Annotated in this window: 14 protein-coding genes; 11 read left to right on the top strand and 3 right to left on the bottom strand. The window is 40.0% G+C overall.

All coding sequences use genetic code 11. The features are described 5' to 3' along the window. Window positions 1–336 precede the first annotated feature (336 nt). From tsaE to tsaD, 4 genes are read left to right on the top strand one after another with little or no spacing between them, the layout of a single operon-like run. Window positions 337–789, top strand: coding sequence for a tRNA (adenosine(37)-N6)-threonylcarbamoyltransferase complex ATPase subunit type 1 TsaE (gene tsaE, locus AAHB15_RS25805; RefSeq protein ID WP_098529473.1), 453 nt, complete (start codon window positions 337–339; stop codon window positions 787–789). Beyond that, entirely contained in the window at window positions 790–1497 is a 708-nt protein-coding gene (gene tsaB / locus AAHB15_RS25800; RefSeq protein WP_335575621.1) for a tRNA (adenosine(37)-N6)-threonylcarbamoyltransferase complex dimerization subunit type 1 TsaB, read from the top strand. Window positions 1498–1509: 12 nt separating this feature from the next. Beyond that, window positions 1510–1959: a ribosomal protein S18-alanine N-acetyltransferase gene (gene rimI, locus AAHB15_RS25795; RefSeq protein ID WP_342043621.1), complete on the top strand. Its 450-nt coding sequence runs from the start codon at window positions 1510–1512 to the stop codon at window positions 1957–1959. After that, window positions 1956–2978, top strand: coding sequence for a tRNA (adenosine(37)-N6)-threonylcarbamoyltransferase complex transferase subunit TsaD (tsaD, locus tag AAHB15_RS25790; RefSeq protein WP_335575619.1), 1023 nt, complete (start codon window positions 1956–1958; stop codon window positions 2976–2978). The genes rimI and tsaD overlap by 4 nt, the downstream gene beginning before the upstream one ends. 285 nt (window positions 2979–3263) lie before the next feature. Here tsaD and AAHB15_RS25785 read toward each other — a convergent pair whose 3' ends face one another. After that, window positions 3264–5183 (bottom strand): ABC-F family ATP-binding cassette domain-containing protein, encoded by a 1920-nt coding sequence (locus AAHB15_RS25785; RefSeq protein WP_335575618.1) that lies wholly within the window; start codon window positions 5181–5183, stop codon window positions 3264–3266. A 277-nt stretch (window positions 5184–5460) separates the two neighbouring features. On the opposite strand from AAHB15_RS25785, the gene moaC reads away from it, so the two are divergent. The 6 genes from moaC (at window position 5461) to AAHB15_RS25755 (ending at window position 10362) form a co-directional block, all read left to right on the top strand. Beyond that, window positions 5461–5958, top strand: coding sequence for a cyclic pyranopterin monophosphate synthase MoaC (moaC, locus tag AAHB15_RS25780; protein WP_144567800.1), 498 nt, complete (start codon window positions 5461–5463; stop codon window positions 5956–5958). A gap of 35 nt (window positions 5959–5993) precedes the next feature. Then, window positions 5994–6647 (top strand): redox-sensing transcriptional repressor Rex, encoded by a 654-nt coding sequence (locus AAHB15_RS25775; protein ID WP_335575617.1) that lies wholly within the window; start codon window positions 5994–5996, stop codon window positions 6645–6647. Window positions 6648–6753: 106 nt separating this feature from the next. After that, entirely contained in the window at window positions 6754–7377 is a 624-nt protein-coding gene (locus AAHB15_RS25770; RefSeq protein WP_335575616.1) for a YhbD family protein, read from the top strand. A gap of 12 nt (window positions 7378–7389) precedes the next feature. Further along, window positions 7390–8112: a polymer-forming cytoskeletal protein gene (locus AAHB15_RS25765; protein WP_335575615.1), complete on the top strand. Its 723-nt coding sequence runs from the start codon at window positions 7390–7392 to the stop codon at window positions 8110–8112. A gap of 15 nt (window positions 8113–8127) precedes the next feature. Next, entirely contained in the window at window positions 8128–8838 is a 711-nt protein-coding gene (locus AAHB15_RS25760; protein WP_335575614.1) for a cytoplasmic protein, read from the top strand. Window positions 8839–8850: 12 nt separating this feature from the next. After that, window positions 8851–10362: an MDR family MFS transporter gene (locus AAHB15_RS25755; RefSeq protein ID WP_335575613.1), complete on the top strand. Its 1512-nt coding sequence runs from the start codon at window positions 8851–8853 to the stop codon at window positions 10360–10362. A gap of 49 nt (window positions 10363–10411) precedes the next feature. Here AAHB15_RS25755 and AAHB15_RS25750 read toward each other — a convergent pair whose 3' ends face one another. Continuing rightward, window positions 10412–10612, bottom strand: a complete 201-nt coding sequence (locus AAHB15_RS25750) for a YdiK family protein (protein ID WP_342043620.1) — start codon at window positions 10610–10612, stop codon at window positions 10412–10414. Beyond that, window positions 10609–11331, bottom strand: coding sequence for a CPBP family intramembrane glutamic endopeptidase (locus tag AAHB15_RS25745; protein ID WP_335574587.1), 723 nt, complete (start codon window positions 11329–11331; stop codon window positions 10609–10611). Before AAHB15_RS25745 ends, AAHB15_RS25750 begins: the two co-directional genes overlap by 4 nt. Before the next feature lie 384 nt (window positions 11332–11715). On the opposite strand from AAHB15_RS25745, the gene groES reads away from it, so the two are divergent. After that, on the top strand, window positions 11716–12003 hold the full coding sequence (gene groES / locus AAHB15_RS25740) for a co-chaperone GroES (RefSeq protein WP_098529497.1): 288 nt from the start codon (window positions 11716–11718) through the stop codon (window positions 12001–12003). Window positions 12004–12081 lie beyond the last annotated feature (78 nt).

The raw sequence follows: 12081 nt of genomic DNA, 5'->3' as shown, positions 1-12081 counted from the left end.
TCATATTTTTTAAAAACTAGTCGAAACACTGTTTCGGCTAGTTTTTTGCATTAAAATAAAGATTTAAATATTTTACAGTAGATGTTTTTATATAAGAGAAGCTGGGAAGGTTTCTTAAATCTGCAATGAAGGACAAAATCCAAAGGAATCCCCCCAAAACTGTCTTTCATACCACAATAAGAATAAAGCGAACCGTCGTCTTTTTGCTTTAAACGAAAAATTCTTGTAAACTACATATAGTATATACATCCTTAGGAAGCATCCTAAGGTTTTTTTTATACCTAAATAAGGGTAAAATGAAAATAAAGAATCGTTATGGTAAAGTAAGGTGATTGGATGGAAGAATTTGAATTAATGACAACGAATGATGGGGAAACTTCTCAGTTTGCTGAAAGACTCGCTGAGTTTCTAAAGCCAGGTGACGTCATCGCCCTTGAAGGCGACCTAGGCGCAGGAAAAACTACTTTTACAAAAGGGCTGGCAAAAGGACTAGAGGTAAAAAGAACCGTTAATAGCCCCACATTTACAATAATCAAGGAATATAGAGGCCGGCTTCCATTGTATCATATGGACGTATACCGAGTAGCTGACGCATACGAAGACCTGGGTTTTGATGAATACTTTGAAGGTGATGGAGTTACAGTCGTGGAATGGGCTCATCTTATTGAAGAGCAGCTACCGGCAGAGCTTTTGACGATCTATTTATACCATCAAGGTCAGGAACAACGGAAAATTGTCTTAAAGCCTAAAGGACCAAGATATGAGCAATTATGTAAGGAGATATTTTAGATGACCATTTTAGCGATAGATACTTCTAATTATGTTTTAGGAGTAGCGCTGTTAGAGGATAATCAAGTACTTGGTGAATATATTACCAACATAAAGAAAAACCACTCAGTTCGAATTATGCCCGCTATCCAAACCTTAATGAAGGATTGCGAAAGAATGCCTGCTGATCTAACGAAGATAGTTGTTGCAAAAGGGCCGGGGTCCTATACAGGAGTTAGGATTGGCGTAACTGTTGCGAAAACATTAGCCTGGACCTTAAATATACCTCTTGTCGGGATTTCAAGCCTTGAGATATTGGCCGCTGGTACAGGACGTTACTTTGATGGGTACGTATCACCTATATTTGACGCCAGAAGAGGACAAGTATATACAGCCCTCTATCAATATCAAAACAGTAAGTTGGCAGCCGTAAAAAAGGATCAGCTCGTTATGTTAGCCGATTGGGCCGAGGAACTGCAAGAAATGGACAAACCTATTCTTTTTGTCGGAAATGATTTACCGATTCATAAAGCTAAGATAGATGAAATATTGGGAGAAAAAGCGATTTATGCCAGTAAACTTGAGCACAATCCTCGCCCAGCAGAGCTGGCTGGGTTAGGGCAGGATAAACCAGGGGAAGATTTACATTCCTTTGTTCCAAATTATATTCGCTTGGCCGAAGCTGAAGCGAAATGGCTGGAGGCAAAAGGGAAAATTCTAAATGGATAGGGTTAGAGATAAATGGTAGATTCTTATGTTTTTCGTTTAATGAGGGAAGAGGACATCGATCAGGTATTAGAAGTTGAGCATGCCTCTTTTACCACACCATGGAGTCGAGAGGCATTTTTTAATGAAATACACAATAATAAATTTGCCGTCTATATCGTCCTAGAGGAAAGTGATAAAATCATCGGCTATTGTGGCACATGGATAGTAATTGATGAAGCACATGTAACCAATATAGCGATCCTTCCGGAATATAGAGGGAAGAAACTAGGCGAAGCTTTGTTAACAAAACTAATATCAACCGCCCGTGAAATGGGAGCAAAGAGTATGACACTTGAAGTCCGTGTGACCAATCATGTCGCTCAATCCCTTTACCGGAAATTTGGTTTTCACAACGGCGGGATTCGAAAAAATTATTATTCCGATAATCAGGAAGATGCACTAATTATGTGGGTGAACTTATGAAAAAAGATTTATGGATTTTAGGGATTGAAACAAGCTGTGACGAAACAGCCGTAGCGATAATAAAAAATGGCCGTGAGATTGCGGCAAATGTGGTAGCTTCGCAAATTGAGAGTCATAAAAGATTTGGCGGGGTTGTACCTGAAATAGCCTCTCGTCATCATGTTGAACAAATAACCATAGTAATCGAGGAAGCATTGCGTCAAGCAAATCTAACTTTTTCAGCAATAGATGCCATTGCGGTAACAGAAGGCCCAGGCTTAGTAGGGGCGCTGTTAATTGGGGTAAATGCGGCCAAAGCCCTTGCGTTTGCCCATAATAAGCCACTTGTCCCTGTACATCATATCGCAGGTCATATATACGCAAACAGACTTGTGACAGAATTGAAATTTCCACTTCTAGCCCTCGTTGTTTCTGGCGGGCATACAGAGATTGTTTATATGAAGGAGCATGGTCACTTTGAGGTGATTGGTGAAACAAGGGACGACGCTGCAGGTGAAGCATACGATAAGGTTGCAAGAACCCTGAATATGCCTTATCCGGGCGGACCGCATATTGACCGTCTAGCACATGAAGGAAAACCAACAATTGACTTACCAAGGGCTTGGCTTGAAGAAGGCTCGTACGATTTTAGTTTTAGCGGACTAAAGTCAGCAGTTATTAACACTGTGCACAACGCAGAGCAGCGTGGTGAGACGATTGCCCCTGAGGACTTGGCAGCGAGCTTTCAAGAAAGTGTCATTGAAGTGCTTGTGAAAAAGACAGAGAGGGCTGTTTCAGAGTATAAAGTGAAACAGCTATTAGTAGCTGGTGGTGTTGCAGCGAACAAGGGATTAAGAAAGGCTTTGGAACAAACCTTTTCAAAACATCCTGAGGTTGAATTGGTCATACCCCCACTTTTATTATGTACGGATAATGCAGCGATGATTGCTGCTGCCGGCAGTGTCATGTTTGAAAAAGGGATCAGGGCTGGATTGAACCTTAATGCCAACCCTGGACTTGATATCGAATTATATAATTAGTCCTTCCGAATGGAAGGGCTTTTTCAATGTTTCAAAAAATGACTTTCATGCAGTGAAATTAAAAAACCTGTGGATAAAGTTTTCAGAAAAGTAAATAAAGAATTCACAATTTGTGGATAGATATCAACAATCTGTTGATAATGTGGATAAAATCGGGGATAACTGTGAATAATGTGGAAAACTTCGATGAATGTTTATATCAATACTATCTAAGATGTGAGTAACCTTGTGGACAACTGAATTTATTGTATAAAAAAAACCGGGAAAATACTCCCGGTTTCGACATTATTCGGCAAGTGCAGCCCATTCATCCATTAACTGCTCAAGTTCATTTTTTGCTTGTTCATTCTGTATATTTAGTTCTAATACCTTTTCATGATCTTGAAAAACCTCTGGGTCACATAACTGTTGCTCAAACTCTAGAATCTGCTCCTCAAGTTCCTCAATTCGCAGTTCCACTTCTTCTAATCTTCTTTTCCGCTGGCGTTCAAGTTTTTTACTCTCTTTATCCTGTTGATAACTATTTTTTTCTGTGGACTCCTTTTCAGCTGTTTTCTTAGCAGATTCACTTTGAGCGAGTGCTGCTAGTTCTTCCTGCTCGAGTTTCTTTTCAACATAATAATCATAATCTCCCAAATACTCTAAGCTACCCTTAGGACTCAGCTCCAACACTTTTGTAGCAATTCGGTTAATGAAATATCGATCGTGTGAGACAAAAAGGATGGTGCCAGGATAGTCAATTAACGCATTTTCAAGCACTTCTTTGCTGTCGAGGTCCAGGTGGTTTGTCGGCTCGTCCAAAATAAGTAAATTGGCTTTTTCAAGCATGAGCTTGGCAAGTGCAAGCCGTGCCTTTTCACCTCCGCTTAAGGTGGAAACAATTTTCAAAACATCATCACCGGAAAATAGGAAATTACCTAAAACCGTACGTATTTCCTTTTCACTTTTTAAAGGATAATCATCCCATAGTTCATTTAACACTCGTTTGTTAGAAGTTAATTCTGCTTGTTCCTGATCGTAATATCCAAGAGCTAAATTGGTTCCATAGCGAACAGAGCCATCTAGTGCAGGCAGTTTCTTGATAATCGTTTTGAGGAGAGTAGATTTTCCAATCCCATTTGGACCGACTAAGGCAATACTTTCCCCTCTATAGGCACGAAACGAAATATCCTCTGATACCTTTTTACCTTCATAGCCCACAGCCAGGGATTCTACCGTTAATACATCGTTGCCGCTTTGTTTTTCAATCTCAAAGGTGAAAGTGGCTGATTTCTCATCTCCAAGCGGGCGATCCATTATCTCCATTTTTTCAAGCTTTTTTCGACGGCTTTGGGCGCGCTTTGTCGTCGAGGCCCTAGCAAGATTTCGTTGGATAAAATCTTGCAGATTAGCCACCTCTTGCTGTTGTTTCTCGTATAGTTTCATATCACGCTCATAATTGGCTGCTTTTTGGTCAAGGTAGGCGCTATAGTTGCCTGTAAACCGTTGAATTTGTTTCCTTGATACTTCGTAAACCTGCGTCACGACTTTATCTAAGAAATAACGGTCATGGGAAACAATTAAAATCGCACCATTATACCCCTGCAAATATTGCTCCAGCCAGGAAAGGGTATCGATGTCAAGATGGTTAGTTGGCTCGTCCAATATCAAAATATCAGGTCTTGTTAATAATAGTTTTCCTAAGGCCAGACGGGTTTTTTGTCCTCCGCTTAAAGAGGCAATCATCAGGGAATTATCATGAAAGTTTAAACCAGAGAGAACAGAGCGTATTTCTGCCTCATATTGATAGCCGCCTTGTTCCTTAAATCTCACCTGGAGCAGATCATATTCTTTTAAAATGCGCTCGTATTTGGCACTGTTTTCAAAAATAGTAGGATCAGCCATTTGTTCTTCGAGCTTGCGAAGCGATTTTTCCATTAATCGAAGTGGTTCGAAAACGGTTAACATCTCATCCCAAATCGACAAATTGGATTCAAGGCCGGTATTTTGCGCTAAATAACCGATTGTTACATCTTTTGGTTTAATGATCTCTCCGCCATCGTGGGACAGGTGTCCGGCAATAATCTTTAATAACGTTGATTTTCCCGCACCATTTCGTCCGACAAGGGCCACACGGTCGCGGGTTTGTAATTCAAGCTTTATATTCGATAAAATAAGCTCAGCGCCATAATATTTTTGCAGCTGGTTCACTTGTAGTAAAATCATTTTAAATCACCTCTATTAACAACAAAACGTAAAATAGGATTACGTCAGATCTTTTATAAAAAACGGCTGTATTCGATTTCATTTGTTTAGTGAAAAACTTCACTAAGTTTCAGCTTTCAAAATTACCTACCATACAAATAGTGTACCTTATAAGCGTAATGACAGCAATAAAGAGTAATCGATGGCACTTTTTTCAAGAAAAATGTATATTTCGCTCAAAGTTTCACACACATAGTGTTAAAAATAGTGTATTATTTTTTTGTAGGAGGATTTTTTTATGGCAGAATTTACGCACTTTAATGAAGAAGGCAGAGCTAAAATGGTTGATGTCAGCGACAAACCCGAAACGGCACGCACGGCTCTTGCTCAATCGAGTATTATCGTAAGTGAAGAAATATATCAAAAAATAACGAACCATGAAATGAAAAAAGGTGATGTCTTAGCTGTCGCACAAGTTGCAGCGGTAATGGCAGCGAAAAAGACTTGGGATATTATTCCCATGTGTCACCCGATTCCATTAACAGGGGTCAATATATCCTTCTCATGGGAACAGAATCAAAATGGAAGCTATCAGTTGCATATTGCTGCAGCCGTTAAAACAAAAGGGAATACAGGTGTTGAAATGGAAGCGCTCACAGCTGCATCAGCATGCGCTTTAACCGTTTATGATATGTGCAAAGCAGTAGATAAAGGTATGATCATTGGACCAACTTACTTAGTTGAGAAAACGGGCGGAAAAAATGGGGACTTCAAAAGAACCGAACAAGTTAAATAATATTATCAAATTTTTATAATGGGGTGTGGGAGATTATGAGTAATGAAACGATGAAGATACCACAGGCGACAGCAAAACGGCTGCCCCTCTATTATCGATTTTTAAAAAATCTGCATACTTCAGGTAAACAAAGAGTTTCGTCTGCAGAACTAAGTGAAGCGGTAAAGGTAGACAGTGCGACAATCCGCCGAGACTTTTCCTATTTTGGGGCCTTGGGGAAAAAGGGATATGGCTACAATGTCAACTATTTGTTGACCTTTTTCCGTAAGACACTTGATCAAGATGAATTAACAAAGGTTGCGTTAATTGGGGTTGGGAATCTAGGTACTGCCTTTTTAAATTATAATTTCTTAAAAAACAATAATACAAAAATTGAAGTTGCCTTTGATGTCGATCCGGCAAAAGAGGGAACAAAAATTCGTGAAGTTCCGGTTTATCCGATGGATGATCTCGAAAAAGTGCTCTTAGAGGAAAAAATATCTGTTGTCATTCTAACGGTTCCAGCACCTGTTGCCCAAGTGATTACCGACAGGCTGGCAAAAGCTGAAGTGAGAGGGATCTTAAATTTCACTCCAGCACGATTAAATGTCCCTTCATCGATCAGGGTTCATCACATCGACTTGGCAGTGGAACTGCAGTCTTTAGTTTACTTCTTAAAGCATTACCCAACAGAAGAAATAGAGGAATAATGATAAAAGGGTGTTTCACTTACAAAAATTAGTGAAACACTTTTTTTATCACTTTACTAGCATAACAGTGTTATGTTACACTGTTTTCAGAAAGGGGTTATCTAAAATGAGCGACGATTTAATTTCTAAGAAGGAGCTACTGGAACTTGCCGGTATCTCTTATGGGCAGCTCTACCGATGGAAACGGAAAGATCTTATCCCCGAAGAGTGGTTTATCCGAAAATCCACCTTTACTGGACAGGAAACGTTCTTTCCAAAAGAAAAGGTTTTAGAGCGGATTAATAAAATCCAGACCATGAAGGATAATTTGTCTTTGGATGAATTAGCAGATATGTTTTCACCTAATATTAGTGATTTAGAGCTGGAAAAGGACGATCTTATAAAACGCAACATTGTTTCACCACCTGTAATGGATATCTATTTGGAAATGGATAAGGGCGGTCATCAGTTTACCTTTTCAAGAATGCTCGAAGTTTATGTATTAGAGAAACTTTTACAATCGGGTGAAATAAATTTAGATGAAGGTAAAATGCTGCTTCAGGTCTTAAAGGACAACGCGCATGTGATAAAACAGAAAAAATGTGAATTAGTGATAACAAGAAAGCTTGGCGTTTCCTCCTGCCTGTTGCTGATTAATTCAGAGGCCTTTCATTTTGAACCGGGAACAAAAGTGGTCACTGTATTATCTATGATGACATGTATGGAAGAAATTAAAGCTAAATTATTATAAGGGAGAATGACTATGGAAACGAATCGAAGAGGGGACCTGGTCATCAATGGACTTGGTTCGTCCAATGGAGGACATTTTTCTCTGGTTACACTGAATGGAAGTGGGACCGTAAATAGTGACCTAGAATGTGATGTATTAGAATGTAACGGCTCAGGAACTTTGATGGGAAATGTAGCAGCCACTAATGTAAAAGTTAACGGCAATGCCCGGTTTCACGGAAATATTGAGGGCGAGAAACTGAAAGTGGATGGGACAGCTAAGGTTGCGCAAAATCTTTCGGTAAAAAACGTAAAGGTCTCCGGAAAAGTCAATGTTGAAGGTAAAGTAAAAGCGGAACAGATTACCATTCATGGTATTTTAACAGTGGGTGAAGATTGTGAAGTTGAGAGTTTTAAAGGAAAATATCGCTTTACAATTGGGGGACTTCTCAATGCAGAGCAAATCGATGTGGAGGTTTATGGGGATTGTAGGGCAAAGGAAATAGGCGGGCAGTCCATTACCGTTAAACAACATAAAGGGTCCTTTATTGGCGCTATATTTAAACCTTTTTTCAAAAACCAATTAGAAACTGATTTGATTGAGGGTGACACAATTGTACTGGAAAATACCGTGGCGAAGGTGGTCCGGGGTCACCAAGTGAAGATAGGTCCGAATTGTCAGATCGGTGTGGTGGAATATACGGATGAATTTTCTCAAGATAAAAATTCGGTTGTAGGCGATATTCAGAAGGTTTAGGAGGAGGGGAAGAGAATGGGCAAAGGACAAAATTTAATTATTAATGGTTCGGGAAGCTATCCAGGCGGCATATATGATAAAATCAGCATCCGCGGTGAAGGGACCATTGTGAATGACGTGGATTGTTCCGCCTTTCATGTTTATGGAACGAGTGAGGCGAGAGATAATGTGAAAACAGGCTCGGTAAAAATTATGGGCGAGGCCGAGGTTAAAGGTGATATGGCGTCCAACGATACACTTGTTATGGGCACGATGATGGTCGGACGGAATGCTAGTTTGAAGAAGATGAAGGTGTTTGGTCTGCTCGAAGTTGGTGAAAAGTTAAGCGGAGATGTTGCGACCATTAAAGGAAGTATCTCAGTTAAAGGAAATGTGGAATATGAGACCTTTGATTCCACCGGCGGCTTCGACATCAAAGGATTACTAACAGCAGACAAAGTTAAGATCGCATTGCGATTCGGGCAAAGCAAAGCTGAAGAAATTGGCGGCGGAAAAATTATGGTCAAGAGAAAGAAAAACTCGATCCTTCCGTTTGGAAGAGAGGAAGGGACTCTTTCGGCAAAAGTGATTGAGGGTGATGATATTTACTTAGAAAATACAACGGCTGAAGTCGTACGCGGTAATACGGTTAAAATCGGTCCCGGCTGTCAAATAGGCCTTGTTGAATATACAACGGAATTGAAAAGCGATTCATCGTCAGCAATAAAATCTAAGACAAAAGTGTAAAGGGGTAATCGAATGGCTACAAAGGAAAGTAAGTTAGGGCTGGTCGTTGCAGGATTGTTACTGGGTATACTGATGGCCTCGATGGATAATACCATAGTTGTAACTGCAATGGGAACGATTGTTGGTGACCTTGGCGGGCTGGAAAGCTTTGTCTGGGTGGTTTCGGCCTACATGGTGGCAGAAATGGCCGGGATGCCGATTTTTGGTAAGTTATCCGATATGTATGGACGTAAACATTTCTTCGTATTTGGGTTAATTTTATTTATGAGTGGCTCCGCACTTTGCGGTACAGCGGAAACGATCACGCAGCTAAGCGTCTACCGGGCGATTCAGGGTATCGGCGGCGGGGCACTGGTTCCGATTGCCTTTACCATCATGTTTGATTTATTTCCTCCTGAAAAGCGCGGGAAAATGGGCGGATTGTTTGGGGCTGTTTTTGGATTATCAAGTATCTTCGGTCCGTTATTAGGGGCCTATATTACGGATCATATCAGCTGGCATTGGATTTTTTATATTAATTTACCACTCGGAATATTATCCTTGGTGTTTGTCTCGATTGCATATAAAGAATCGCCAATTCACAAAAAACAGCAGATCGACTGGTGGGGAGCTATTACTTTAATTGGATCCGTTGTTTGTTTAATGTTTGCCCTTGAGCTTGGCGGGCAGAAATATGATTGGGATTCTAGTATTATTTTGAGCTTATTTGCTGGCTTTGCTGTCTTACTATTACTTTTTCTGTACGCTGAGAAGAAGGCAAAGGATCCTATTATTTCGTTTGCTATGTTTAAGAATCGTCTGTTTGCAGGAAGTACACTTGTCAGCTTATTTTATGGAGCAGCATTTATGGCCGCTACTGTGTATATTCCCATCTTTGTGCAAGGGGTATATGGAGGAACAGCGACCAATTCAGGATTGATCTTATTGCCGATGATGCTTGGTTCAGTGGTAACGGCTCAAGCAGGAGGATTTTTGACGACCAAGATGAGTTACCGTAACATCATGTTTTTATCTGGGGTTATTTTGATTATTGGATTTTTGCTTTTAAGCAGCATCTCGCCGGACACCAGCCGTGCATTGCTGACGATTTATATGATTGTCATCGGCTTAGGAGTTGGGTTTTCCTTCTCGGTGTTAAGTATGGCGGCGATTCATCCGTTTGGCATGGAGCAGAGGGGTTCCGCTACTTCTACAAGTAACTTTATTCGTTCACTTGGAATGACAATTGGAATAACCATCTTTGGTACGATTCAAAGAAGTAATCTTAACGAGGGGCTTGAGGATGCCTTCTCTGGAATGGGACCAGTGAAAGGGCAATCGTTTGGCGATTCACGATCATTATTATCAGAAGGAGCCAGAAGTCACATCCCGCCACAAATCCTAGACAAAATCACAGATGTCCTATCAAGCTCAATCGTCCACACCTTTACATGGGCACTAGTCCCTGCTGGAATAGCCTTCCTCTTTATCTTTATCCTCGGCAAAGACCGTCTCAGAATAAACACACAGGCAACAACGAAATAATAGAAAAGGTGACAGGCGCCATGTTTCAAATGGCGCCTGTCACCTTTTCTCATTTATTCACCTTATTCTTGTACTTTATATGAAATAGGATCATTTTTAGGCCGGAGCCAAAGTCGAATGTAGCTAGTAAAACGAGCAGATAGCCGAAGAAGCCCCAGCCGTTTGTATGGACATGGTCGATGGCAAAATAGGTAAACAGCCCGCCTAGCAGAATGTAGATAAAACCGGAAAACAAGGGTGAACGTCTCATAGAAAGCCTCCGATAATGTTTTGAATCGCTTCCGCTTCACGCCTTAGCCGTTCAATATCATCTTTATAAACAGATTGAACCAAGACAACCATCGTGTTCATCGATACATGAGCAAATATTGGGACAATGATTCTGTTAGTTCTGACATAAAGAAAGGCAAACGTAAAGCCCATCGCTGAATAAAGCAAAATATGTACAGGTTCCATATGGGCCAAAGCGAAGATGACGGAACTAATCAATGCAGAAATGAAAAAATTATATCTTTTATACAGTGCACCAAAAATAATTTTGCGAAAAACAATTTCTTCTAGGATAGGTCCAATAATGCTCGTTACAAGGATCGCCAGCGGCAGGGTTTCAATGATTTTCAGGATATCCTGTGTATTCTCAGAGCCCATTTCAACTCCTAAAAGGCTCTCGATAATAGCGGCAACGTACTGGGCAAATAAAGCTAAAAATACCCCTAACACGGCCCACATCGCCGAATAGCCAAATGAAGTTCCTTTCACATCCAGGCTGCGAGTGTTCATTTCTTTCCGTAATAGTAAAAGAATAATAATTAGGGCGATTGAAAAACTAGCAATCAGATAAACAGGAACAGCAAGTTTTTGACTGATATCAAATTGTTTAAAGCCAAAGATTAAGATGGGTAGCCCCACTAGACTTGAAAACTGCATTGCAATATAAACAATAATGACCCACCAATATTCCTTTTTCAAATGACAATCTCCTTTAAATACAGTTATATGATACAGCGAGTAACGTACGATTATTAATCGATCCAATAGAAGCACTAATATTTATTTTACTCTTAAAGCCGTGATTGTATCAATTTAGAAGAATTGTTTTATGAAAAATGATGGCTTCTGAACTATAACGGCACTATATAGAAATTTGTCTATTTTCTTTTATAAAAGAGGTATAGAATGCATGCTTTTTCACATACTTTATAAGGTTGCAAAAAAGAAAATTTCTTTGTAAAAATTTATGCATCATACTTGCAAAAAAATCTCAGATTCATTATTATAATAATTGTGTTAGCACTCATTAGAAGAGAGTGCTAATAATGAGAAAACTACATATATTTGAGGAGGTTGTTTGAATTGTTAAGACCATTAGGTGATCGTATTGTTATTGAGCTTGTTGAGTCCGAAGAAAAAACTGCAAGCGGAATCGTATTACCGGATTCAGCGAAAGAAAAGCCTCAGGAAGGAAAAGTTGTTGCCGTAGGTAATGGCCGTGTCCTTGAAAACGGTGAGCGTGTAGCACTTGATGTGGCTGTAGGCGATCGTATTATCTTCTCAAAATACGCTGGTACAGAAGTGAAATACCAGGGTGTTGAATACTTAATTTTACGTGAAAGCGATATTCTTGCTGTCGTAGGCGAGTAATAAAAAGCGTTAATACGCTAGAACTTGACCCTTGATAGGTATTGAAGTTCAAAGAATAGATTCAGAGTAAAAAATACG

This window comes from Bacillus sp. OTU2372, from assembly GCF_038440275.1.
GTDB lineage: Bacteria > Bacillota > Bacilli > Bacillales > Cytobacillaceae > Neobacillus > Neobacillus bataviensis_B.
The sequence above is the reverse complement of the archived record's forward strand: the minus strand, read 5'-3'. Positions and strand labels throughout refer to the sequence as shown.